27 protein-coding genes and 1 other RNA gene are annotated in these 23622 nt (G+C 70.5%); 8 read left to right on the top strand and 20 right to left on the bottom strand.

From position 1 onward, the window contains the following. Window positions 1–77: 77 nt before the first annotated feature. The 10 genes from ftsH to ruvB form a co-directional block, all read right to left on the bottom strand. A complete protein-coding gene (gene ftsH, locus F0Q34_RS04365) occupies window positions 78–2003 on the bottom strand; it encodes an ATP-dependent zinc metalloprotease FtsH (RefSeq protein ID WP_149810873.1) in 1926 nt (641 codons plus the stop codon). A gap of 121 nt (window positions 2004–2124) precedes the next feature. Continuing rightward, complete coding sequence (gene tilS / locus F0Q34_RS22480; RefSeq protein WP_149810872.1) at window positions 2125–3294, bottom strand: tRNA lysidine(34) synthetase TilS; 1170 nt, start codon at window positions 3292–3294, stop codon at window positions 2125–2127. Window positions 3295–3332: 38 nt separating this feature from the next. Next, the gene (locus F0Q34_RS04355) at window positions 3333–4190 is read right to left on the bottom strand and encodes a tol-pal system YbgF family protein (protein WP_149810871.1); all 858 of its coding nucleotides are present in this window, start codon (window positions 4188–4190) and stop codon (window positions 3333–3335) included. Window positions 4191–4374: 184 nt separating this feature from the next. Beyond that, window positions 4375–4866, bottom strand: a complete 492-nt coding sequence (gene pal / locus F0Q34_RS04350) for a peptidoglycan-associated lipoprotein Pal (RefSeq protein WP_149810870.1) — start codon at window positions 4864–4866, stop codon at window positions 4375–4377. A 141-nt stretch (window positions 4867–5007) separates the two neighbouring features. Next, complete coding sequence (tolB, locus tag F0Q34_RS04345) at window positions 5008–6378, bottom strand: Tol-Pal system beta propeller repeat protein TolB (RefSeq protein ID WP_149810869.1); 1371 nt, start codon at window positions 6376–6378, stop codon at window positions 5008–5010. After that, the gene (locus F0Q34_RS04340) at window positions 6375–7583 is read right to left on the bottom strand and encodes a hypothetical protein (protein ID WP_149810868.1); all 1209 of its coding nucleotides are present in this window, start codon (window positions 7581–7583) and stop codon (window positions 6375–6377) included. Before F0Q34_RS04340 ends, tolB begins: the two co-directional genes overlap by 4 nt. 21 nt (window positions 7584–7604) lie before the next feature. Then, window positions 7605–8081, bottom strand: a complete 477-nt coding sequence (gene tolR, locus F0Q34_RS04335) for a protein TolR (protein WP_149810867.1) — start codon at window positions 8079–8081, stop codon at window positions 7605–7607. A 4-nt stretch (window positions 8082–8085) separates the two neighbouring features. Beyond that, window positions 8086–8805, bottom strand: a complete 720-nt coding sequence (gene tolQ / locus F0Q34_RS04330; protein ID WP_149810866.1) for a protein TolQ — start codon at window positions 8803–8805, stop codon at window positions 8086–8088. Window positions 8806–8872: 67 nt separating this feature from the next. Continuing rightward, complete coding sequence (locus F0Q34_RS04325) at window positions 8873–9310, bottom strand: YbgC/FadM family acyl-CoA thioesterase (RefSeq protein ID WP_149810865.1); 438 nt, start codon at window positions 9308–9310, stop codon at window positions 8873–8875. Next, on the bottom strand, window positions 9310–10341 hold the full coding sequence (ruvB, locus tag F0Q34_RS04320) for a Holliday junction branch migration DNA helicase RuvB (protein ID WP_149810864.1): 1032 nt from the start codon (window positions 10339–10341) through the stop codon (window positions 9310–9312). The genes F0Q34_RS04325 and ruvB overlap by 1 nt, the downstream gene beginning before the upstream one ends. A 168-nt stretch (window positions 10342–10509) precedes the next feature. On the opposite strand from ruvB, the gene aqpZ reads away from it, so the two are divergent. Next, a complete protein-coding gene (gene aqpZ, locus F0Q34_RS04315; RefSeq protein WP_149810863.1) occupies window positions 10510–11253 on the top strand; it encodes an aquaporin Z in 744 nt (247 codons plus the stop codon). A gap of 67 nt (window positions 11254–11320) precedes the next feature. On the opposite strand, the gene ruvA is transcribed toward aqpZ, so the two are convergent. The 3 genes from ruvA to F0Q34_RS04300 are packed head-to-tail and all read right to left on the bottom strand — an operon-like array spanning window position 11321 to window position 13215. Then, entirely contained in the window at window positions 11321–11944 is a 624-nt protein-coding gene (ruvA, locus tag F0Q34_RS04310) for a Holliday junction branch migration protein RuvA (RefSeq protein ID WP_149810862.1), read from the bottom strand. Beyond that, window positions 11941–12453 (bottom strand): crossover junction endodeoxyribonuclease RuvC, encoded by a 513-nt coding sequence (gene ruvC, locus F0Q34_RS04305; protein WP_149810861.1) that lies wholly within the window; start codon window positions 12451–12453, stop codon window positions 11941–11943. Before ruvC ends, ruvA begins: the two co-directional genes overlap by 4 nt. Before the next feature lie 12 nt (window positions 12454–12465). Beyond that, entirely contained in the window at window positions 12466–13215 is a 750-nt protein-coding gene (locus F0Q34_RS04300; protein ID WP_149810860.1) for a YebC/PmpR family DNA-binding transcriptional regulator, read from the bottom strand. A gap of 189 nt (window positions 13216–13404) precedes the next feature. Here F0Q34_RS04300 and F0Q34_RS04295 point away from each other — a divergent pair, with 189 nt between their 5' ends. Next, window positions 13405–13977: a cytochrome b gene (locus F0Q34_RS04295; protein WP_149810859.1), complete on the top strand. Its 573-nt coding sequence runs from the start codon at window positions 13405–13407 to the stop codon at window positions 13975–13977. A 16-nt stretch (window positions 13978–13993) separates the two neighbouring features. On the opposite strand, the gene F0Q34_RS04290 is transcribed toward F0Q34_RS04295, so the two are convergent. Next, window positions 13994–14488, bottom strand: coding sequence for an Lrp/AsnC family transcriptional regulator (locus tag F0Q34_RS04290; protein ID WP_277755246.1), 495 nt, complete (start codon window positions 14486–14488; stop codon window positions 13994–13996). A 112-nt stretch (window positions 14489–14600) separates the two neighbouring features. On the opposite strand from F0Q34_RS04290, the gene hppD reads away from it, so the two are divergent. The 4 genes from hppD (at window position 14601) to F0Q34_RS04270 (ending at window position 19640) form a co-directional block, all read left to right on the top strand. After that, window positions 14601–15731, top strand: a complete 1131-nt coding sequence (gene hppD, locus F0Q34_RS04285; protein WP_149810858.1) for a 4-hydroxyphenylpyruvate dioxygenase — start codon at window positions 14601–14603, stop codon at window positions 15729–15731. Between the two features lie 201 nt (window positions 15732–15932). Continuing rightward, on the top strand, window positions 15933–17303 hold the full coding sequence (hmgA, locus tag F0Q34_RS04280) for a homogentisate 1,2-dioxygenase (protein ID WP_149810857.1): 1371 nt from the start codon (window positions 15933–15935) through the stop codon (window positions 17301–17303). 5 nt (window positions 17304–17308) lie between these two features. Further along, window positions 17309–18610, top strand: a complete 1302-nt coding sequence (fahA, locus tag F0Q34_RS04275; protein WP_241665308.1) for a fumarylacetoacetase — start codon at window positions 17309–17311, stop codon at window positions 18608–18610. 49 nt (window positions 18611–18659) lie between these two features. Further along, on the top strand, window positions 18660–19640 hold the full coding sequence (locus F0Q34_RS04270) for a Bug family tripartite tricarboxylate transporter substrate binding protein (protein ID WP_149810855.1): 981 nt from the start codon (window positions 18660–18662) through the stop codon (window positions 19638–19640). A gap of 103 nt (window positions 19641–19743) precedes the next feature. On the opposite strand, the gene F0Q34_RS21730 is transcribed toward F0Q34_RS04270, so the two are convergent. Then, entirely contained in the window at window positions 19744–19953 is a 210-nt protein-coding gene (locus F0Q34_RS21730; protein WP_161600775.1) for a DUF1127 domain-containing protein, read from the bottom strand. Window positions 19954–20062: 109 nt separating this feature from the next. Here F0Q34_RS21730 and F0Q34_RS04260 point away from each other — a divergent pair, with 109 nt between their 5' ends. After that, window positions 20063–20761 (top strand): ArsR/SmtB family transcription factor, encoded by a 699-nt coding sequence (locus F0Q34_RS04260; protein WP_149810853.1) that lies wholly within the window; start codon window positions 20063–20065, stop codon window positions 20759–20761. Window positions 20762–20770: 9 nt separating this feature from the next. On the opposite strand, the gene F0Q34_RS04255 is transcribed toward F0Q34_RS04260, so the two are convergent. From F0Q34_RS04255 to F0Q34_RS04235, 5 genes are all read right to left on the bottom strand, one after another. Beyond that, the gene (locus F0Q34_RS04255) at window positions 20771–21592 is read right to left on the bottom strand and encodes a TIGR00282 family metallophosphoesterase (protein ID WP_149810852.1); all 822 of its coding nucleotides are present in this window, start codon (window positions 21590–21592) and stop codon (window positions 20771–20773) included. A gap of 9 nt (window positions 21593–21601) precedes the next feature. Beyond that, window positions 21602–22177, bottom strand: a complete 576-nt coding sequence (locus tag F0Q34_RS04250; RefSeq protein ID WP_149810851.1) for a 5-formyltetrahydrofolate cyclo-ligase — start codon at window positions 22175–22177, stop codon at window positions 21602–21604. A 13-nt stretch (window positions 22178–22190) separates the two neighbouring features. Then, window positions 22191–22346, bottom strand: a non-coding RNA gene (ssrS, locus tag F0Q34_RS04245) — 6S RNA. 10 nt (window positions 22347–22356) lie between these two features. Continuing rightward, window positions 22357–22686, bottom strand: coding sequence for a cell division protein ZapA (locus F0Q34_RS04240; RefSeq protein ID WP_149810850.1), 330 nt, complete (start codon window positions 22684–22686; stop codon window positions 22357–22359). Between the two features lie 2 nt (window positions 22687–22688). After that, window positions 22689–22946 (bottom strand): hypothetical protein, encoded by a 258-nt coding sequence (locus F0Q34_RS04235; RefSeq protein ID WP_149810849.1) that lies wholly within the window; start codon window positions 22944–22946, stop codon window positions 22689–22691. 111 nt (window positions 22947–23057) lie between these two features. On the opposite strand from F0Q34_RS04235, the gene F0Q34_RS04230 reads away from it, so the two are divergent. Then, complete coding sequence (locus F0Q34_RS04230) at window positions 23058–23528, top strand: hypothetical protein (protein ID WP_149810848.1); 471 nt, start codon at window positions 23058–23060, stop codon at window positions 23526–23528. Window positions 23529–23622 lie beyond the last annotated feature (94 nt).

The raw sequence follows: 23622 nt of genomic DNA, 5'->3' as shown, positions 1-23622 counted from the left end.
CGCACGAAAAAGGCCCCGTTGCCGGGGCCTTTCTATCGCATCGCCGTGACTGGTGGAACGCCGGCCGGTGTCCCGGCTCAGGTTCCCGGCTGGGGCGCCGGGTTGCCGAAGCCGCCGCCCGGGCGGGTCGGCCGGCCGGAGGTGGGCACGCTGCCGCGGCCGGAGGGCACCGGCTCATCCGGCCGATCGCGCACCACGGGCTCTCCGCGGATCACGTTGCGGATCTCGTCGCCCGAGAGGGTTTCGTGCTCCAGCAGGCCCTTGGCCAGCGCGTGCAGCTCCTCGATGTTGGTCTGCAGCGTGTGCTTGGCACGGGCATAGGCGTCGTCGATGATGGCACGGATCTCGCTGTCGATCTCGCGCGCCGTCGCCTCGGAGATGTTCTTCGACTGCGTCACCGAGTGGCCCAGGAACACCTCCTGGTCGTTCGAGCCATAGGCGATCATCCCGAGCTTCTCGCTCATGCCCCATTCGGACACCATGCGGCGGGCTTGGTCGGTCGCCATCTTGATGTCGCCCGAGGCGCCGTTGGAGACCTTGTCGGCGCCAAAGATCAGCTCCTCGGCGACGCGGCCGCCCATGGCCATGGCCAGCTCGGCCTTCAGCTTGCTCTTGTGCTTGCTGTAACGGTCGCCGGCCGGCAGGGACATCACCAGGCCCAGCGCGCGGCCGCGCGGGATGATGGTGGCCTTGTGAACCGGGTCGCATTCCGGCTCGTGCATGGCAACGAGGGCATGGCCGGCCTCGTGATAGGCCGTCATCTTCTTCTCGTCTTCCGACATCACGAGGCTGCGGCGCTCGGCGCCCATCAGCACCTTGTCCTTGGCCTGCTCGAACTCGTGCATGCCAACGGTGCGGCGGCCCGAGCGCGCGGCCAGCAGCGCCGCCTCGTTCACGAGGTTGGCGAGGTCGGCGCCGGAGAAGCCCGGCGTGCCGCGCGCGATGGTCTTGGGATCGACGTCGGAAGCCAGCGGCACCTTGCGCATATGCACGCGCAGGATCTTCTCGCGGCCGGACACGTCCGGGTTCGGCACCACCACTTGGCGGTCGAAGCGGCCGGGGCGCAGCAGGGCGGGGTCCAGCACGTCCGGGCGGTTGGTGGCGGCGATCAGGATCACGCCTTCATTCGCCTCAAAGCCGTCCATCTCGACCAGCATCTGGTTGAGGGTCTGCTCGCGCTCGTCATTGCCGCCGCCGAGGCCGGCGCCACGATGGCGGCCCACCGCGTCGATCTCATCGATGAAGATGATGCAAGGGGCGTTCTTCTTGCCCTGCTCGAACATGTCGCGCACGCGGGAGGCACCCACGCCGACGAACATCTCCACGAAGTCGGAGCCCGAGATGGTGAAGAAGGGCACGTTGGCCTCGCCAGCGATGGCGCGGGCCAGCAAGGTCTTGCCGGTGCCGGGAGGGCCGACCAGCAAGCAGCCCTTGGGGATCTTGCCGCCGAGGCGCTGGAACTTCTGCGGGTCCCGCAGGAAGTCCACGATCTCCTCCAGCTCGCCCTTGGCCTCGTCGATGCCGGCCACGTCCTCGAAGGTGACGCGGCCCTGCTTCTCGGTCAGCAGGCGGGCGCGCGACTTGCCGAAGCCCATGGCCCGGCCGCCGCCGCCCTGCATCTGGCGCATGAAGAAGATCCAGACGCCGATCAGCAGCAGCATCGGGAACCAGGAGAGCAGGTAGTGGAAGAGCGGGTTGACGTCGCTTTCCTCCGGCCGCGCCACAACGCGGACGCCCTTGTCGGTCAGCTTGCTGACCAGGGTCGGGTCTTCCGGCGTGTAGGTGGAGAAGGAGCGGCCATCCGACAGCTGCCCGGTCAGGGTGCGGCCCTGGATGGTGACATCGCGGACCCGGCCGCTGTTCACCTCGTTCAGGAAGTCGCTGTAGGCAACCTGCTGGCCGTTCTGGCGGGTGGAGGAAGACGGCTGGAACAGATTGAACAGCGCCACGAGCAGCAGCGCGACAATCACCCAGAGTGCCAGATTGCGGCCGAAATTGTTCACCTTCGGGTTCCCATCCGTGTGCCGGCCGGCGGAAAAATGCCAGCCTGCGCTTTGTGCAAGATAGGGTGCCACGCGCCGTTCTGAAACACCGCCAGCCCCGCCATCTTGCAACCTCGTCACTTTAAGCAGGAAGCGCGCCCCTTGCGGGATCAAAAAGCAGTCCAGGGCCACCTTCCAGGGCCGGCACCCCGGCCAGCGTCCCATCGCGCCAGAAGGCCGGAAGGCCGGCCAGCACCCGGGCCGGCAGGCCCCGCCTGAGCTTTCGCGGGAGCGCCGCCGCCGCCGGGCCCAGGGCGCCCAGCATCAGGCCGGGCGCCACCGCCCCGGCCACGCGCCAGCGGCCGTCCCAAACCTGCCCCGGCAGGGCCGGAACCGCCGAGGCGCAGGCGGCGGGCTCGCGGCACAGGACCTGGCCCTGCCACAATGCGCCGCCCAGCGTTCCTCCTCCACGGCACAGCATGGCGCGCACGGCCTCCGAAGGGGCCGCATGCTCCGCCCCGGCCACCAGGCGGATCAAGGCCGCCAGCGCCTCGGCCGCCAGATCATCCTGGCCGAGCGCGGCGGCATCCAGCCGCGCCCACCCTTCCGGCATTATCGACGCGGCGGCGGCCAGGCGTTCGGCCTTCTGCCGCCCGCGGATGGCGCGCCGGCCGGCGAAGGCCCGGGCGGCGGCGGCCAGCGCCGCAACCTGGGGCCCTTCCCCCCCCGCATCGCCCAGGGCATGGCGGAGGCGGACCCGGCTGAAACGGAAATCCTCGTTGGACGGATCGCGCAGCGGACACAGGCCACGCGCCGCCAGCAGGGCCTCCAGCCGGGCCGGCGGGATGGGCAGCAAGGGGCGCAGAATCAGCGCGGGGCCGGAAGCCCGCAGCGGCGCCATGCCCGCCAGCCCGCCGGGGCCGCTGCCGCGCAAGGCGCGGAACAGCACGGTTTCCGCCTGGTCGGCGCGGTGATGGCCCAGCAGCAGCCAGGGGCGCCCCAGCGACGCGCAACACCGCAGCAGCGCGTCCAGCCGCGCGGCGCGGGCGCGTTCCTGCATCGCAGCACCGGGTGCGAGGCACAGCGTGATGCGCTCCGCGGGGATACCCTGCTCCGCGAGGCAGCGCAGGGTCCAGGCAGCTTCGGCGGCGCTTTCGGCGCGCAGCCCGTGGTCCACCACGAGCCCCATCGCATCACCGCCGGCGGCATGGGCGAACTCGGCCGCCAGCAAGGCCAGGGCCAGGGAATGCGGACCGCCGGAAACCCCCACCGCCAGCCTGGGTACCGGGCCGAACGGCCCAAGCGGCGCCATCAGCGCCGCGAACTCATCCGGGCCGAGTGGCGCCGCCGTCAGCGGCAGTTGCCACGTTGCCGCGCTTCGTTGGCGCGGGTGGCGAGGTTGCCCGACAGGCGCGGGAACTCGCTGCGCAGATCCGCCAGGGTGGCGCAGGCTTCCCGGGTGGCCCCGAAGCCAAGAAAGGAATTCGCCAGTCCCAGCAGGGCCTCGGGCGCGCGGGTGGCGCTGCGGTTGCGGCGATAAGCATCGTCAAAGGCAAGGGCCGCGTTCTGGAAGTCCCGCTTGCCCAGCAGCGCCTCGCCCAGCAGCAATTGCGCATCCTGGGCGCGGGCGCTGTTGCGGGCGGCGATCACCTCGCGCGCCGCGGCCTCGGCGGCGGCATAATCCCGCCGGGCCAGGGCGGCCTGCCCGTCGGCGATGGCGCGCTCGGCCGTGCGCGGCGCGTTGCCGGCGGCAGGCTGCGGCGCGGCGGCAGGGGCTTCCCCGCGTGCCGGCTGGCGCGGCGCCTCGGCCGGACGGCCGCCGCCGCCGCCCTGCTCCACCTGCTGCAGGCGGTAATCCATGTCGCCTTGCAGCTTTTCCAGCGCCTGCTGCGTGGTGCGGCTGCGGTAATCGGCTTCCTGGAGCTGGCCGCGCAGGCGCCGCACCTCCTCCTCCAGGTTGGTGACCCGTTCCAGAAGCTGGCCGGTCAGTTCGGCCGCGCCGGCGGCCGGCCGGCCCTGCGGCGCCACCGGAACGGGGGCGCCGAAGCCACCGCTTCCGCCGGAACGGCGCAGCGCATCGACTTCCTGCCGCAGTTGCAGGATCTGGTTCTGCAGCGCGATGCCTTCACGGCTGTCCATCTGGGCCCATGCCGGCACGGCGCCGAGCAACGGCAGCAATGGCGCCATCAGGAGGATCTTGCGAAGCATGGGCGGCTCCCCTCGAAGCGGAGGTCGGGTCACTGGAACGAAAACGGCGGCGCCCGTTCCCGGATGCCGCCGCTTCTCTCAACCGGCCGGCGCCGCGTCAATGCGGGGCGGCGGGCTGATGCTCAAGGCAGGTCGTCGCGGGCCGCGTCGCCCCGAGGCTGGAGCGGCCCTGCCGGCGAAAGCCTCAGCGCACCACCGTCACGGCGCGGCGGTTCTGCGCCCACGCATCCTCGGAGGAGCCGAGAGCGGCCGGGCGGTCCTTGCCGTAGGAGATGGTGCTCAGGCGGGCCGAGGACACGCCGGAAGCCACCAGCACGTCGCGCGCGGCATTGGCGCGGCGCTGGCCCAGGGCCAGGTTGTATTCGCGGGTGCCGCGCTCGTCGGCATGGCCTTCCACGGTGGCCTGAACCTGCGGGTACTGGGCCAGCCACGCGGCCTGGCGCTCCAGCGTCGGGCGCTGGTCGCCACCGACCGAGGAGCTGTCCAGGGCGAAGAAGACGCGGTCGCCAACATTGGCGACCAGGTCTTCCTGGCTGCCGGGGCGCACGGAGCCGGCGCCCATCATGCCGGTGCCGCCCGTGGCGCCGGCGCCGGTGGCGGCGCCCGAGGTGTCCTCGCTGGCGCAGGCCGTAAGAAGAGCAGCGGCGGCAAGGGCGCCGAGAAGCTTCGTATTCATCGCGCGATTCCTGTTATTCGGGGCGAATTAAGGCCGCGGTTACGCTGTGATTGAGGCAGGTTCAAGGCAGTTAAACCAGCAGGCACGGAATGGTTACTCTGCCGAAACCGCAAGGCTCACGTCCGGTTGTGCCGCCCGCCCTCACGAGGACAGGAGCGGCGACCAGTTCGGGTCGGTCGCATCGGTCGGCGTGAGGAGCTGCCGCTCGTTGAAGCCGGCGATGTCGATCATGGACAGGCGCGCCGAATAGCCGGAGCCGCGCGAATCGCGGGCCTGGCTTTCGCGGTAGAAGGTCAGGACCCGTCCATTGGGGGCGAAGCTCGGCCCTTCCATCGACCAGCCCTCGGACAGGATGCGCTCGCCTGAGCCGTCGGGGCGCATCACGCCGATGCCGAAGCGGCCGCCGCCCATGCGGGTGAAGGCGATCAGGTCGCCGCGCGGGGACCAGACCGGGGTGGCGTAGCGCCCGTTGCCGAAGGAGATGCGGCGCACCCCGCCGCCATTGGCGTCCATCACATAGATCTGCTGGTCGCCGCCGCGGTCGGAGTTGAACACGATCTGGCTGCCATCCGGAGAGTAGCAGGGCGACACGTCCAGCCCCCCGCCGGAGGTCAGCTGCCGTTCCCGGCGGGAGGCGAGATCGACCACATAGATGTTGGCATCGCCTCCCCGCGCCGAGGACAGCACCACCGAGCGGCCATCCGGCGAGAAGCGCGGCGACAGGGTCATGCCCTGGAAGTTGCCCAGCACCTCCTGCCGGCCGCTGTTCAGGTCGAACAGGTAAACCCGGGGCTGGTTGTTGTTGTAGGACATGAAGGCGATCTGCCGCGCATTCGGGTGGAAGCGCGGCGTCAGGGCCTGGAAGGAGCCATCGGTCAGGAAGCGGTTGTTCTCCCCATCCTGGTCCATGATGGCCAGGCGGCGGACGCGGCGGTCGCGCGGGCCGGTTTCGGCGATGTAGACGATGCGGGTGTCGAAATACCCCTTCTCGCCCAGCATCCGCTCATAGATCACGTCGGAGATGACATGGGCGATCTGGCGCCAGTTGTTGGCCGCCGCGGTGTAGGCGGTGCCCTGGAGCTGCTGCTCGGAGTTCACTTCCCACAGGCGGAACTCGATGCGCGCGCGGTCGCCCTGCGGCTCGGCGCGGCCGGTGACAAGGGCCTGGGCGCCGATCACCCGCCAGTCCTGGAAGCGCGGCGCGCCGGCCGCGGCTTCGGGCGTCTGGATATAGGCCGCGCGCTCCACCGGGCGGAACAGGCCGGAATTGCGCAGGTTGTTGGTGATCACCTGGGTGATGTTGCGCCCGAGCTGCTGCGCCTGGGGCGAGCCGCCGGCGAAATCCGGCAAGGCGATCGGGATCGGATCGGTGCGCGCGCGGTTGATGTCGATCACCTGGCCGGACGCCCCGGCTGCCGGCGCCTGCGCGCGGGCCAGCGAGGATGCCCCAAGCAGCCCGGCCCCACCCAGCAGGGCGACACGGCGGGACAGAAGAAGGTTCGGCTGGTTCATCGGACGAGACCCTTCGGATTGAAGCGGAAGGTGGCGTTGGCGAGGGACGGAATCTTCTCGCGGGGGATCGGCAGCGGGCTGCATTTCGGGTCCAGCAGGGCGCGCCGCGCGCTTTCATACACGGCACGGGCCCGCGGGTCAGACGGAACACCGCTGGCCGGCCGGACGTTGCGGATCACGCCGCCGCCATCGATGTCCACCCGCATCTCCACCGTAATCTGGTCGAGTCCCAGCATCCCGGCATCAACCGACCAGCATTCGCTGATCCGGTCGGCGACGCCGCGCACCTCGCCCTGCGTCAGCAGCGCGTTGCCGGTCGGGCTGCCGCCGCCGGTCGCGGTGCGGCCGGCCTGCGGCGCCGGGCGGGCGCTTGGCGCCTGCTGCTGCTGCGCCGCGCGCAGCCGTTCCAGCGTGGACAGCACGGAGGTGGAGCGTTCCGCCGTGCGGGGCGGCGGCTCGGTGCGGCCGGTGCCGGCCTGTTCGCTGGGCTTCGGCGGCGGCGGGGTGGTGGAAGGCTGCGCGGGCGTCGAGCGCGGCGGGTTGGGCGGCGCGGCCGGCTGGGCCTGCTGCTGCGGCCGCTCCGCCTGCACCGGTTGTGGCGGGGCGGGAGGCGTCGGGGCCGGCGGCGGCGGCATGGGCAATGGCGGCGATGGCTGGGCCTGCTGCTGCGGCTGCGGGCGTTCGGCCGGCGCCGGCGTGGCATCGGGAACCGGCGCGGGCGGCGCAGGAGGGGCGGGGGGCGGCGGCGTCGGCAGGGCGGGTTCCGGCGGTGCGGGCTGCGGCGGGCGCGGCGGCGCGGGCGGCGCCGGCGTGGGTGGCGCCGGCGGTGCCGGAGTTGGCGGGACCGGCGGCGCGGGCGCCGGGGCCGGCACGGGCGGCGTCGGCGATGGCAGGGGTGCCGGCGCCGGGGGCGGCGGAGGTGGCGGCGGGGGCGGCGAAGGGGGCGTCGGTGCCAGGTCGGGCTCCGCCGGGGCGTTGGTGGTGGGGTCCGGCTCGGGCTGCGGGGCTGGCGGCGCCGGAAGCGGCAGCGCCTGCTCGGCCTGGGCGATCTGCGGCAGGGCGTCGGGCGTGACGAACTCCACCGGCACCGCTTCCTGCGGCGGCGGGATCTCCCGCCCCGGCAGCTTCAGGAGAAGCAGCAATCCGATGACCACATGCAGCGCCGCCGAAACGGTGCCCCAGAAGCGAAGGCCATGACGGGCCATGGTGATGATTTCCGTCCGGCCTCAGCGCCGCGGCTGCGATTGGGGCTGGCCGGAAGGCTGCTCGGCCAGCAGGGCGACCTTGGTGAAGCCGGCGCCATTCACCGTGCCCATCACCTCCATCACCCGGCCGTAATTGATGCCGCGGTCGCCGCGCACGAAGATGCGGCGCTCCGGCTGCCCGGCGGGCTGGGCGTCGATGATGGCGCGCAGCTGCGCCACCAGGTTCTCCAGCGGCACCTCGGTTTCCTGCAGGAATACCTTGCCTTCCGCATTGACGGAGATGGTCAGGGGCTCGGTTTCCTGGTTCAGCGCGCTGGCATTGGTTTTCGGCAGGTCGATGGGCACGCCCACCGTCATGAGCGGCGCCGCGACCATGAAGATGATCAGCAGCACCAGCATGACGTCGACCAGCGGCGTCACGTTGATCTCGGCCATGGCACGGTAGCGGCCACGCCGCCCGTTGCCGCCCCGGCCATTGCCCCCGGTGGACATGCCCATGGCGTCAGACCCGTTCCTCGGCCTGGCGGCTCAGGATGGCGCCGAACTCGGCGGCGAAGCCTTCCAGGCGGGAAGCGAAGCGCGCCAGATCCGTGGTGATCTTGTTGTAGGCCAGCACCGCCGGAATGGCGGCGACAAGGCCGATGGCGGTGGCGAACAGCGCCTCCGCGATGCCGGGAGCCACCACGGCCAGGTTGGTGTTGTTCATGCCGGCGATGGCGCTGAAGGAGTTCATGATGCCCCAGACCGTGCCGAACAGGCCGACAAAGGGCCCCACGGAGCCGACGGAGGCCAGGAACACCATCCAGCGCTCCATCCGGTCCATCTCGCGCTGGATGGCGACGTTCATCGCCCGCTCGGCGCGCTGCTGCATGCCGGCCAGCTGGATCTCGCTGCCTTCGGGGCGGCTGCCGCTGCGTTCCCATTCCCGCATGGCGGCGCCGAACACGGCGGCGATCGGGTGGGTCGGGCGCTCGCCTTCCTGCTGGTGCAGGGTTTCCAGGCTGCCGCCGGACCAGAACTTGTCCTCGAAGGCATCGGCCGCGCGGTTCACCCGGCGGATGGTGTTGACCTTCTCGAACACCACGGCCCAGACCCAGATGCTGGCGGCCAGCAGCCCCAGCATCACCAGCTTCACCACCCAGTCCGCCTGCAGAAACAGGCCCCAGAGGGAAAGGTCGTGCGCCACCTGGCCGAGGTTGGACGCACTCACGCTCTCACCCACGGCAATCTCCTTCAAAGGCCCGGCGCGATTCCGGCCGGGCGAGGCAACCACTCAGAACCAACCAATCTCAGCCGGAGGCCTGCTCCAGCGCCGCCCGCAGGGCTGCATGCCAGGGCGGTGGAATCGCCACGGGGCGCATCCCATCCGCCTTCACGCAAACCAGCCCTACCTTGAGCCGCGCCCGCATTCCACCGTCTTCCGCGACAATGTCCTGGCCCAGATCAACCGATGCGCCCCGGAGCCGGTGCACACGGGTTTCCACCACCAGCGCGTCATCAAGCCGGGCGGGGGCCACATACTCTACTTCCACGCGCCTTACCACGAGCATCGAACCGTAACGTTGAATCATAAGTTGATGCGGCAAATCTATGGCACGCAACGATTCTGTCCGACCGCGCTCGGCCCAGCGGAGATAGGTGGCGTGGTAGGCGATGCCGCCCGCATCGGTGTCCTCGAAATACACCCGCGCCGGGAAGCGGTGCGGCCAGGAGACGGCGGCAGGCATCACAGATCCCCCAGCAGGTCGGATTGCCCGCCCGAGGGCGGGGCCAGCCCCAGATGCCGCCAGCCAAGGTCGCCCAGCACCCGCCCACGCGGGGTGCGCAGCACGAAGCCTTCCTGGATCAGGTAGGGCTCCACCACTTCCTCCAGCGTGTCGCGGCCCTCGGCCAGGGCGGCGGCGAGGGTTTCCACGCCCACCGGGCCGCCATGGTGGTGCTCGGCGATGCGGCGGAGATAGCGGCGGTCCATCATGTCGAGGCCGCGCTTGTCCACCTCCAGCCGGTCCAGCGCCCCATCGGCCATGGCCCGGTCGGCCTTGTGGCCCGACACCAGGGCGAAGTCCCTCACCCGGCGCAGCAGGCGCCCGGCGATTCGCGGGGTGCCGCGCGAGCGGTTGGCGATCTCCTCCGCCCCTTCATCGGTCAGCGCGAAGCCAAGCTTCTGCGCGCCACGCCGGACAATCAGCAGCAACTCATCCGCGGTGTAGAATTGCAGCCGCAGCGGAATGCCGAAGCGGTCGCGCAGCGGGGTGGCCAGCAGCCCGGCGCGGGTAGTGGCGCCCACCAGGGTGAAAGGCGGCAGGTCGATCCGCACCGTCCGCGCCGCAGGCCCTTCGCCGATGATCAGGTCGAGCTGGAAGTCCTCCATCGCGGGATAGAGGGTTTCCTCCAGCGCCGGCTGCAGGCGGTGGATCTCGTCCACAAACAGCACGTCGCGTGGCTGAAGATTGGTCAGGATGGCGGCCAGGTCCCCTGCCCTTTGCAGCACAGGGCCGGAGGTCGCGCGGAAGCCCACCCCCATCTCGCGCGCTACGATCTGCGCCAGGGTCGTCTTGCCGAGGCCCGGCGGCCCGTGCAGCAGCACATGGTCCAGCGCGTCGCCGCGCGCGCGGGCGGCCTGGATGAAGATGGCGAGGTTCTCGCGCAGGGATTTCTGGCCGGTGAAGTCGTCCAGCGTCTGCGGGCGGAGGGTGGCCTCGGCGGCATCCTCCTCTAGCCGCGCGCCATCGGTCAGGCGGGCTTGGGGGTCACTCATGCGGGGAACATAGAGGGATCAGGGCGCCGCGTCGCGGGGGGTTCGCGCAGCCATGCGCCTGGAGCGCGCGGCGAATTCCATCGGGATCTTCTTCCCAACCGGCACGGGGATGCGGATAATCGTTGCGCACCCAAACAGAAAGGTGCGACCCAACGATCGGAGCCCATCATGCAAAGTGATACCGGGCGGCGCGTTGTCGCAGAATTCTTCGGAACCTTCTGGCTGACCTTTGGCGGCTGCGGCGCGGCCGTTCTGGCAGCCACCTTCCCGAATGGCCTTGGCATCGGCTTTCTTGGCGTGTCGCTGGCCTTCGGCCTCACCGTTCTCACCATGGCCTATGCGGTGGGCCATGTTTCCGGCGGGCATTTCAACCCGGCCGTCACGCTGGGCCTGTGGGCGGCGGGGCGCTGCGCCAACGGGCATGTGGTGCCCTACATCCTGGCGCAGGTGGTCGGCGCCGTGGCCGCCGCCGCCTGCCTGTGGTTCATCGCCTCCGGCCAGGCGGGATGGACCCCCGGCGGCTTCGCGGCGAACGGATATGCGGAGCTGAGCCCGGGGAAGTACGGCCTCGGCGCGGCCTTTCTCACCGAATTGCTGCTGACCTTCTTCTTTCTGCTGATCATCATCGGCACCACCTCCAAGGGTGCCGCCATCGGCTTCGCGGGCATCCCCATCGGGCTGGCCCTGACGCTGATCCACCTCGTGTCGATCCCGGTGACCAACACCTCGGTCAATCCGGCGCGCAGCACTGGGCCGGCCCTGTTCGCCGGCGCGGACTATGTGGGGCAGCTCTGGCTGTTCTGGGTGGCGCCGATCCTGGGCGCCATGCTCGCCGGAGCCCTGGCCCGCATGCTCTACGAGCCGCAGGAAGCACCCGCCGCGGTGGATGTCGGCGCCCGCAGGGCCGCCTGAACCCGCTGCCGCCGGTTCCCTGGCAGCGGTTCCGGCGGCCGCACCCAACCCGTGAGATCGGGCGGCCTCAGCGCGGCGCCAGTTCCTTGAGAGATTCCCGGATCAGCGGCTCCAGCCCTGCCCCCTCGCCCAGCCGTTCCGCCACGCGGGTGACGGCGGCGGCGGCTTCCGGCCGCTTCCAGCCCAGATTGGTCAGGGCCGAGATCGCCTCCGCCAACGCCTTTTCGGCCGGCGGCAGGGTGGCGGCGATGGTCACCGTGCCGGGCGAGAAGCCAGGGCCGGTCGGCATGGCGCCGACCCGCTCCCGCAACTCGGAAATCAGCCGGATCGCCAGCTTGGCGCCAACGCCGGGCGCGCGGGTCAGGGCGCCCTTGTCGCCCGCCATCAGGGCACGGGCCAGGTCGGCGGGCGCCAGGGTGGACAGCAGCGCCAGCGCCACCTTCGGCCCGACGCCCTGGATGGCGGTGAGCAGGCGGAACCAGTCGCGCTCCGCCGCATCGGCGAAGCCGTAGAGGATGATGGCATCCTCCCGCACCACCGTTTCCACCAGCAGCGCGCCGGTGGCCGGCGCCTGCGGCAGCGCCGCCAGCGTCCGGGCGGAGCAGGCCACCAGATAGCCGACGCCGTTGACGTCGAAGATGCAGCCGCCCTCGAACGGCGTGTCCAGCCGGCCCGTCAGCTTGCCGATCATGCCGGGACGTAGCCCTTCGCCAGCGCCAGCCGGCTGGAGCGGTGATGCGCGTGGCAGATGGCCACCGCCAGCGCGTCCGACGCATCGGCCCGCCGCAGCGTGGCGCCGGGCAGCAGCCGCTGCACCATGGCGGAGACCTGCGTCTTGTCGGCATGGCCGGTGCCGACCACGGCGCGCTTCACCTCCATCGCCTGATATTCGGCGACCGGCAGGCCGGCCAGCGCCGGGGCCAGCAGCACCACGCCGCGCGCCTGGCCGAGCTTCAGCGCCGCGCCGGGGTTCTTGTTGACATAGGTGTGCTCCACCGCCGCCTCCTCCGGCTTCCAAAGGTCCATCAGGGCGTTCAGGGCGCGGTGGATCTGGCAAAGCCGCTCGGCCAGCGACAATTCGGTGGTGGTGGAGATCACCCCGTCGGCGATGTGGCGCAGCCGGTTGCCCGAGCTTTCCACCACCCCCCAGCCGGTGTGCTGGAGGCCGGGATCGAGCCCGAGCAGCCGGACCGTCTGCATCGATCGGCCCCGTCAGTCCGCCAGGGCGGCGGCGACATCGTCCGACACATCGAAATTGGCGGTCACGGTCTGCACGTCGTCATGCTCGTCCAGCACGTCGATCAGCTTGAGGACGGTGCGCGCCTTTTCCTCGTCCAGCTCCACGGTGACGTTGGGGCGCCATTCCAGCTTGGCGCTCTCGGCCGGGCCGAACCGCTCCTCCAGCGCGTCGCGGACGCTGAATAGGTCCTCGACCGCGGTGCGGATCTCATGCCCTTCCCCGGTGCTTTCCACATCGGCGGCGCCGGCCTCGATGGCCGCTTCCAGCACATCATCGGCGCTGCCGACGCTGGCCGGGAAGCGCACCACGCCCAGGCGCTCGAACTGGAAGGCCACCGAATTGGTCTCGCCCAGCGCCCCGCCATATTTGGAAAAGGCCGAGCGGATGTCGGAGGCAGTGCGGTTGCGATTGTCGGTCAGCGTCTCGACGATGACGGCGACGCCGGCCGGGCCATAGCCCTCATACCGCACCTCGACATAGTCCTCGCCGCCGGCGGCGCCGGATGCCTTCTTGATGGCGCGGTCGATGGTGTCCTTGGTCATGTTGGCGACACGCGCCGCCTGCACCGCCGAACGGAGACGGGGATTGGCCGCCGGGTCGGGCAGGCCCTGCCGCGCGCTTACCGTGATCTCGCGGATCAGCTTGGCGAAGATTCGCGCCCGCTTGGCGTCCTGCGCACCCTTGCGGTGCATGATGTTCTTGAACTGGGAATGGCCGGCCACGCGGTTGCTCTCCGGGATTCTCGTGATGTTCCGGGCTGATGCGCCCCTATACCGCCCCAGGCCGCCGGATGCGAGGGGGCCAGGAAACGCGCTGCCGGCGGTGACGGAGTGCAACAGCCGCCCTGCCCCACTTCGCAATTGCAGCAAAGGTCATTACATGAACAGGACGTAATCTTCAGGGAGTTCACAATGGCCTTGAGCTGGCGCGACAACACCCAGGCCTATGGGCTGGTCACCCGCCTTCTGCACTGGAGCATGGCGACGCTGTTCGCCTGGCAGTTCGCGGGCATGGCATTTCGCGAACTGGGCGTGTGGCTGCCCCTGGCCAGCATGATCCGCTCCACCCACAGTTCGGTCGGCATGTTGCTGCTGGTTCTGGTGATGCTGCGCGGCGTGTGGGGCCTGGCCAATTTCCGCAACCGCCCGCCCGCCCCCGCCGCTGGCGCGGGGCGCCTGGCGCCGCTCGGCCATGCCATTCTCTATGCCCTGATGGCGCTGGTGCCTGCGCTGGCCCTGGCGCGCACCTATGGCGCCGGCCGGGCCTTCGCGCCCTTCGGCATTCCCCTTTTCGACGGCACGCAGGAGAAAACGTCCTGGCTGGTGTCCGCGGGCGACGCGCTGCATGGGGAGCTGGCCTGGGTGCTGCTCGCGGTGATCGGCGGCCATATCCTGATGGCCCTGGCCCATCGCTGGCTGTGGCGGGATGACGTGCTGCCGCGCATGGCCGGCTCCGCCGGGGCAAGGGCGGCCAGCCACCACTGAACGGAGGGCCGATCCATCAAACGGCGCGGGGCAGCGCCGCCAGCGGCAGCTGCCCCGATTGCTTCAGGCGCTCCAGCACGATGGATGAGCGGACCCGCGCCACGGTTCCATGCGCGAGCAGGATGTCATTGACCAGGACGGACAGGCCTTTCAGGTCCGGCACGATGGCCTTCAGCAGGTAATCCGCGTCGCCGGTCATGGCATAGGCTTCCTGGATCTCCGCCACCCTGGCCAGCAATTCGCGGAAGCGGCGGGAATTCTCCGCGTTATGCGCCGTCAGCGTCACCTGGATAAAGGCCAGCACCCGCAGGCCCAGCGCCTCGGCCGCCAGTTCGGCATGGTAGCCGGCGATCAGCCCCGCTGCCTCCAGCGCCGAACGGCGGCGGGAGCATTGCGAGGCGGACAGGCCGATCCGCTCGCCCGCCTGCTGGTTGGTCAGCCGCCCATCCTCCTGCAACGCGGCCAGCAGCCGCAGGTCGAACTGGTCCAGCGCGGCGTTTCCGTGCATCATCACGGCCCTCCATGCACAAAGCTTGCGGCATTCTTCCGGAAAGTAGCCGCTTTGCACACATGATGCAGGCGCCCCGTCCTAGCCTTCTTCCATCAGAACAGGAGGAAGCACGATGGGACCGTTTCCGCATGACGCGCCGCGTCCGTCCATCAGCGAGCACAATCCGATGGGCACCGATGGCTTCGCCTTTGTGGAATACGCCCATCCGGAGCCGGAGAAGCTGCACGCCCTGTTCCGCCGGATGGGCTTCACCGCCGTGGCGCGGCACCGCCGCCAGGCTGTCACCCTGTATCGCCAGGGGGACATCAACTACCTGCTGAACGAGGAGCCGGGCAGCCACGCCATGCGCTTCGCCGGGGCGCACGGGCCCTGCGTGCCATCCATGGGCTTCCGCGTCGTCGATGCCCGGCATGCCTATCGCCGGGCGCTGGAACTGGGTGCCGAGCCGGCCGGTCCTTCCTCCGGCCTGCCGGTGCTCGATGTCCCGGCGATCAAGGGCATCGGCGGCAGCCTGCTGTATTTCGTCGACCGCTATGGCGAAACCGGCTCGGCCTATGACGCCGAGTTCGAATGGCTGGGCGAGCGGGAGCCGAAGCCCAAGGGCGCCGGGCTGTTCTATATCGACCACCTGACGCACAATGTTTACCGCGGCCGGATGGACCATTGGTACGCGTTCTACAACAGGCTCTTCAACTTCCGGCAGATCCGCTACTTCGACATCAAGGGCGAATACACCGGCCTGTTCTCCCGCGCCCTGACCAGCCCGGATGGGCGCATCCGCATCCCGCTGAACGAAAGCGCGGATGATGAAAGCCAGATCGAGGAATACCTGCGGGAATACAAGGGCGAGGGCATCCAGCACATCGCCTGCGGCTGCAACGACATTTATGGCACGATCGAGGGGCTGCGCGCCGCCGGCCTGTCCTTCATGCCCTCCCCGCCCGACACCTATTACGAGAAGGTCGATGCCCGGCTGCCGGGCCATGGCGAAGATCTGGCGCGGCTGAAGCGAAACGGCATCCTGGTGGATGGCGAGGGCGTGGTGGAACACAAGAAGGCCCGGCTGCTGCTGCAGATCTTCTCCGCCAACGTCATCGGCCCGGTGTTCTTTGAGTTCATCGAGCGCAAGGGCGATGATGGCTTCGGCGAGGGCAATTTCCGCGCCCTGTTCGAAAGCATCGAGGAAGACCAGATCCGCCGCGGCGTGCTTGGCAAGGCAAAGGAACCGGCTCCGGCGAAATGATCGGACCTTCCCGGCACAATTCCAGATTGATGCGGCGGAGGGGCGGCGAAAGTGCCGGCGAAGCCGGCCACGCCCGCGACGGGCCGGAAGGGGGACCGGGCCTTTTCATCCGGTCCGGCCCACCATAAATTTTCCCTGCTGGCCGTCGGTGGTTCCGCAATGGAACGGGTGGCGCGGGATGGACATCAAGGAAGGCACAGCATGAACCACGCCGCCCGGCCTGGCCCCTTGGCCGCCACTCCCGCTGCCGCGGCGGGCTCCCCCGGCTACCTGTCCGGCTTCGGCAATGGCTTCGAAACGGAGGCCCTGCCCGGCGCATTGCCGGTTGGCCGCAACTCGCCGCAGAAATGCGCCTATGGCCTGTATGCCGAGCAGTTGAGCGGCTCGCCCTTCACCGCGCCACGCGCCAGCAACGAACGGAGCTGGCTGTATCGCATCCGGCCCACAGTCGCGCATTGGGGCCGCTTCGAGAAGATCGATCCCGGCCTTTGGCGGAGCGCGCCCTGCGCCGAGACCGACATGCCGCTGGCGCCGCTGCGCTGGAACCCGATCCCATTGCCCGAGGATGCGCTGTCCTTCGTGGAAGGCATCCACACCATCACCACGGCCGGCGATGCCGCGACGCAATCCGGCATGGGGGCGCATGTTTATCTCGTCACCCGCTCCATGCGGGACGAGTATTTCTACAATGCCGATGCGGAAATGCTGTTCGTGCCGCAGCAGGGCGCGCTGCGGCTGTGGACCGAGTTCGGCATCATCGACATCGCGCCCGGCGAGATCGCCGTGATCCCGCGCGGCGTGAAGCTGCGGGTGGAGCTGCCCGGGGAACCTGGGAACGAGCAGCCGGCGCGCGGCTATCTGTGCGAGAATTACGGCGGTGCCTTCACCCTGCCCGAGCGCGGCCCGATCGGCGCCAACTGCCTGGCCAATCCGCGCGACTTCCTCACCCCCGTCGCCGCCTATGAGGATCGCGACGCGCCCTCCACCATGACGGTGAAATGGGGCGGCAATCTATGGCGTGCGGAGCTGGAACATTCGCCGCTCGACGTGGTGGCGTGGCACGGCAATTACGCGCCCTACAAATACGATCTCCGCCGCTATTCCCCGGTCGGGCCGATCCTGTTCGACCATGCGGACCCCTCGATCTTCACCGTGCTCACCTCCCCCTCCGAAACGCCGGGCACGGCCAATATCGACTTCGTCATCTTCCCGGAGCGCTGGCTGGTGGCTGAGAACACCTTTCGCCCGCCCTGGTACCACATGAACGTCATGAGCGAGTTCATGGGCCTGATCGAAGGCGTGTATGATGCCAAGACGGGCGGCGGGTTCAGCCCTGGCGGCTTTTCCCTGCACAATTGCATGTTGCCGCACGGCCCCGACACCAGCGCCTTCGAGGCGGCCAGCAATGCCGAACTGAAGCCGCGCAAGCTGGAAGGCACGCTGGCCTTCATGTTCGAGACGCGCTTTCCGCAGCGCGTCACCCGCTTCGCCACCGAGGCACCGCAATTCCAGCGCGACTACATGGCCTATGGCCAGGACCTGCGCCGCCACTTCGATCCCAGCCGGCCATGACAACCATGCTCGACGCCACCCATGATCCATCGCTCCGCAGCTGGGTTCCCGGCGCGGACGGCCATCCGGACTTCCCGATCCAGAACCTGCCCTTCGGCATCTTCTCGCCGCCGGGCGGAACGCCAAGGGGAGGCGTGGCGATCGGCGATCACATCCTCGACCTGCCCGCCGCCCTGGAGGCCGAACTGTTCTCCGGCGCCGCGCGGGAGGCCGCCATCGCAGCCGGCGCCAACACGCTGAACGGCTTCATGGCGATGGGCGCCGCGCCCCGGCAGGCCTTGCGCCAGCGGCTTTCGGCCATGCTCGCCGCCGGCAGCCCGGATCGCGACGCCGCCGGCCCATGCCTGCACCGCGCCGCGGACTGCTCCATGCATCTGCCGGCGCGCATCGGCGACTACACGGATTTCTATGTCGGCATCCATCACGCCACCAATGTCGGCCGGGTGTTCCGGCCGGACGACCCGCTGCTGCCGAACTACAAGCATGTTCCGATCGGCTATCACGGGCGGGCTTCCTCGGTGCGGGTATCGGGCACGGATGTGCGCCGCCCCAGCGGCCAGTTGAAGCCGCGCGGAGCCGACGCGCCGCATTTCGCGCCCTGCCGGAGCCTCGACTACGAACTTGAGCTCGGCGTCTGGATCGGCCCCGGCAATGCGCTGGGCGATCCGGTTCCGGTGGCGGAGGCGCCTTCCCATGTGGCCGGCTTCTGCCTGTTGAACGACTGGTCGGCGCGCGACATCCAGGCCTGGGAAGCCCAGCCTCTGGGGCCGTTCCTGGCGAAGAATTTCGGCACCACCGTGTCGCCCTGGGTGGTGACGCCGGAAGCCCTGGCCCCCTTCCGCATTCCGCAGCCGGCGCGGCCCGCGGGCGACCCGGCCCCACTGCCCCATCTGCTGGATGAGGCGGACCAGCAATCCGGCGCGCTCGACCTGCTTCTGGAGGTGCTGATCCACACCCCGGCGATGCGGGAGCGGAACATGGCGCCGCACCGCCTGGCGCTGTCCAATGCGCGCCACATGTACTGGACGGTGGCGCAGATCCTGGCCCATCACAGCAGCAATGGCTGCAATCTCGGCCCCGGCGACCTGCTCGGCACCGGCACGCTGTCGGCGCCCGATCCCGCCGGCTTCGGCAGCCTGCTGGAAACCACCCGGGGCGGGCGCGAGCCGGTGGAACTGCCCTCGGGCGAAACGCGCCGCTTCCTGGAGGACGGCGACGAGGTCATCCTGCGTGCCCGCGCGGCGCGGGACGGCGCCGCTTCCATCGGATTCGGGGAATGCCGCGCCCGCATCCTGCCTGCCCGCTGAGTTCGGGCCGCCGAGCTTCGCCTTCGCCCACAAGAAAGAGAAACGTCCGATGCCCTTGATAACCCGCCGCGGCCTTGCCCTGTCAGGGTTGGCTGCAGGCCTGATGCCCTTCGCGGCGCGCGCCGCTTGGCCGGAAGCGCCGCTGAAGTGGATCGTCGCCTATCCCGCCGGGGGCGGAACCGACACCCTGGCGCGGGTGCTGGGGGCGGCGCTGTCGCGCGGCCTCGGCCAGCCGGTGGTGATCGACAACCGCCCCGGCGCCGCCACCAATATCGGTGCCGATGCCGCGGCCCATGCGGCGCCCGATGGCCTGACGCTGTTCAGCGCCGACAACGGCACGCTGGTTTTCAACCCCGCCCTGTTCAAGCGCCTGCCCTATGACCCGGAAAAGGATTTCCGCCCGGTCGGGCTGATGGGCCGCTTTCCGCTGGTGCTGGCGGTGAAGCAGGATTCCGCCGCGCGCAACATCCGCGAACTGGTCGAGGCGGCGCGCAGCGCCCCCGGCAGCGTCGATTACGGCACGCCCGGCATCGGCTCGCCCCACCACCTGACCATGGAACGGCTCGCGCGCGAAACCGGCATCCAACTGACCCATGTGCCCTATCGCGGCATGGCCCCGGCGATGAACGACCTGCTGGCCGGCCGGTTCGAGGCCGCCATCCTCGACCTGCCCTCGGGCGGCGAATACATGCGGAAGGGTCGCGGCGCACGCCCCCTGGCGGTATGCGCCGCGACCCGCCATCCCGACCTGCCCGACGTGCCAACGGTGGCGGAGGCGCTTGATCTGCGCGGCTTCCAGGCGGCGGCCTGGCAGGCGCTGGTGGTTCCGGCGCGCACGCCGGACCCGGTGGTGGAGCGGCTTTCGGCGGAGCTGGCGCGGGCGCTGGCCGAGGAAGCCTCCCAGTCCCGCCTCCGCGCCATCGGCATCGAGCCGCTGAGCGGCGGGCCAGAAGCGGTGCAGGCACTGCTGGCGGAGGAGCGCCGCGTCTGGGTGCCGCTGATCCGGGAGCTGGGCATCACCCTGGACTGATTTTCCCCGCCCTCCAAACCCTGCCGGGCGAGATGCGGCGGGCGGCAGCGGAACCGGCGCTCGGCCCCAGTTCACCGCATGGTCCCGCCCCGGCGGAGGCTGCCTAGCGCCACTCCGCCGGGGTCGCCCTGCTCGGTGCCGGGGGAGAAAGCCCGATGTCGCGCAGCAGATGGCCGTCGAGCTGCTGAAGATGCCATGCCGTCGCGCGGCGGCGCAGCCACAGGGCCAGCCAGCCCCTCCCGCCGGCACCGGCTCCCGGCAGTGGCGGATCGGCGGGAACCAGCCTTGGCAGGCCGGACAGAAGGGTGTTCATGAGCGGGGCTTCCCTTGCCTGATGGAAAGCCCGTTCTGCCGCCAGACCCGCTGCCGGCGTTTCGGTCCCGGCCGAAGCATTCGCGCGCGATCCGGGATAATCTGTCGCCATGCCAAGCACCGCCGCCTTCGCCGAAACGGCCGCATTGATGGGCGATCCCGCCCGCGCCAGCATGCTGACCGCGCTGATGGACGGGCGGGCGCTAACTGCGGGGGAACTGGCCCTGGCGGCGGGCATCACGCCGCAAACCGCCAGCGGCCATCTGGGCCGGCTGGCGACGGCCGGGCTGCTGTCGGTGGAGCGGCAAGGGCGCCATCGTTATTACCGGCTGGCATCGCCCGCCATCGCCCGCATGCTGGAGGGCATCATGGCCGTGGCCGCCGGCCCCGCCGATCCGCCCGGGCCGGTCCGGGTGGGGCCCAGGGACCACGCCCTCCGCCAAGCCCGCACCTGCTACGACCACCTGGCTGGCCGGCTGGCCGTGGCCATGGCCGACCGCATGGTGGAGCGCGGCCAGATCGAGTTGTCGCCCGATGGCGGCGCGGTGACCGAGGCGGGCGCCCGCTTCCTGCAGGAACTCGGCATCGGGCTGGAGCCGGCGGCGCGCCGCCGGGGCCGGGTGTTCTGCCGCCCCTGCCTGGACTGGAGCGAGCGGCGGCCGCACATCGCCGGCGCCGTGGGCGCCGCGCTTTGTTCCGGCTGCTTCGCCCGGGGCTGGCTGCGGCGCGTCGAGGGCTCCCGCGCCGTCGCCATCACTCCTGGCGGGCGGCTGGCGCTGGAACGCGCCTTTGGGCTGGAGCTGGGCTGAGCCGGGCGCTCAGGCCTCCGGCATGGCGGGGGCGAGCAGCCCGCCCATCCGTACCGGCTCCACCCGCAGCGCGAGGCCGGTCGCGTCATCGGTTTCCACGAACACGCCGGACAGGCTGGCAGGCCCTTCGGCGGGCGCCAGCTTCTCGCCCGGCACCTTCTTCCAGAAGCGCAGGGCGGCGCCGCCTTTCTGCATGCCGATGACGCTATCGTAATCGCCGCACATGCCGGCATCGGTCATGTAGGCGGTGCCATTCTCCAGGATGCGGTGGTCGGCGCTCGGCACATGGGTGTGGGTGCCGACCACCAGGCTGACCTTGCCGTCAAAGCTGTGCGCCAGCGCCATCTTCTCGCTGCTGGCCTCGGCATGGATGTCGATCACCGCCGCCTGCACCGTGCCGCCGGCGCCCAGGCTGTGCTGCGCCAGGGCCGCCTGCACCGCGCGGAAGGGGTCGTCCAGCGGCTCCATGTACAGCCTGCCCATGGCGTTGATCACCAGGGCGCGGCGGCCGCCCGGAACATCCACCACGGTGGCGCCCCGGCCCGGCGTTCCAGGCGGGTAGTTCAGCGGGCGGATCAGCCGTGGCTCGCCATCGATGAAGCCGATGATCTCCTTGCGGTCCCAGGAATGGTTGCCGAGCGTCAGCACATCCGCCCCGGCGGCCAGGAAGGAGCGCACCATGTCCGGCGAGACGCCGAAGCCATGGCTGGCATTCTCGGCATTCACCACCACGAGGTCGGCCTTCAGGCGGGCGCGGAGGCCCGGCAGTCCAGCGGTCAGCGCGTCGCGGCCGCTGCGGCCCACCACATCGCCCAGGAACAGGATACGCAAAGCTCGGGATTACCTTTCCAGCAGAATGAACCCGGCCTCGGTGGCGATCGCCGCCAGCGGCCGGTCATGCGGGCCGACCGGCACCGCGGGCACTTCCTGGCCCGAAAAAGCGACGCCCACCGCATGCGCCTCGGGCCATGCGGCCAGGGTCCGGTCGTAATAGCCGCCGCCATAGCCCAGACGGAAGCCGCGCCGGTCGAATGCCAGCAGCGGCACAAGCAGCCAGTCCGGCCGCACCGGCTCCCCCGGCTTCGCCGGGACGGAAGTGCCGAATCGGCCCGGCACCAGGGCCTCGCCAGGCATCCAGCGATGGAAGCTCAGCGGCAGGCCGCGCCGCGGGGTCACCGGCAGGGCCAGATGGCAGCCGGCCTGGTGAAGGGCGTGCATGGCCGGGCGCAGATCCACTTCCTCCCCCATGGGCCAGAAGCCGCCCACCAGGGTTCCGGGCGGCGGCGGGGTGGCCATCAGGCAGGAGGCCAGCGCATCGCCCGCATCCGGCGCGGCGATCAAGGCACGCCGTTGCAGCGCCAGCCGGCGCAACGCCGCCTTTTCGGCGGCCAGGGCCGGAGGGTCAGCGTCGTGCATGGGGGAAGATGAGCGCGGAGCCGCCATGGCCGTCGGCGTTTTTATCCTCCTAAGGCCTGCGTTAGCAGGTGGGCGCCAGGTAGCCGGACCACGGCCCGGCCAGAGCCAGCTCCCGGAGGATGCTTATTGGCCCCAGGGATAAATTGCCCAACGCACCGGGCAGCTCCGCGATCCAGCATTTAGGGTCGCTCAAGCGACGCTGCAATGCCCTCGATCCGCTCGGCGACGCGGCCCAGGCGCTCGGCCAGCTGCGGGTCCGGCGCCGCGGCGCCGCCCCCCATGCCGGAGCGGGCCCGCGACAGCTCGACGCGCAGATCATGGATCTCGTCCGCCAGCAGCAGCGCTGCCAGCAGCAGCAGCCGGCTTTCACCGAACTGGCCGCCCATGGCCCGGATGGAGGACACGCGGCGATCCACATCAGCCGCCAGCGCGATCAGGTGGCCTTCCTGCCCATCCTCGCAGGAAACGGGGTGCGTGTATCCGCCGACGCGGACCGTGACTTGACCCAAGCTCAGCTCCCCTTCTGGTTGTCAGGCGCCACGGCCGCTTCCGTGGCCCCATCCACCGGCTCCTCCACCGGCTCCGCTCCCTCGACGTCCGACAAAGCGCCACGCAGGCGCTCCAGCGTCTCGTCCAGGCGGGCCGACAATGCCGCCACCGCTTCCGCCGGAACGCCCGGCGCGGCGGACTGACGGGCCGCCAGCGAAGCTGCCAGCCGCTCCACCGCCCGTTCCAACCGGATCGCGGCCTCGCTCACCGCATCGCTCATGCTGCCGCCTTTGCCTGCGTCGTATCGTCCTGTCATGAGGCTTTACGCGGCGGTTGCGCCCAGGGTCAACGGCGGCGGCCTTCATGGAAGCGCTGGCAAGACAAGGTATTGATGGAATCGGTTCTGGAAATGGGCTGGACGGGGCGTGATCCGCGAGCCTGGCCGCGCGGCGTGGTGGTGCGGGACATGGCGGAGGCGGCACAGGCCCTGCGCGTGGCGGCGGATCTCCGCCTGCCCCGCCCCTTGCCGCTGGTGTCGCTCCCCGGTGCGGGGCTGTTTCTCGGCCCGGGCTGGTTTCTGGCGATGATGGAGGGCGCGGTTGCGGCGCAGGGCGGCGTGGCCATCCTTCCGGTGCTGGATTGCGCCGACGCGCCCGGCCGGGCGCTGGACGCGCTCCGCCAGGGCGTTCCCGCCGTGGTGATGTGGCCTGCCACCCCCGCCTTCGGCGCGGTGGCGGCGGCGGCGGAGGAATGTGGCGGGGTGCTGCTTGGCGCCCCTCCCCCGGCGCTCGGCCCCTTCGCCGCGGGAAGGCGCGATGCCCCGGCAAAGCTGGCGGCCTGGCTCGGCGGCGGGCCGGCGTGACAGCGCGGAGGGCCTCAGCTAAAGCCGCGGATGCGCCATCGCCCTCACGGGCCGGCGCCATGGCACGAGGGGAAAGACCCCGGGTGAAGGCCTC

The organism is Teichococcus oryzae (assembly GCF_008386565.1).
Lineage (GTDB): Bacteria > Pseudomonadota > Alphaproteobacteria > Acetobacterales > Acetobacteraceae > Pseudoroseomonas > Pseudoroseomonas oryzae.
The sequence above is the reverse complement of the archived record's forward strand: the minus strand, read 5'-3'. Positions and strand labels throughout refer to the sequence as shown.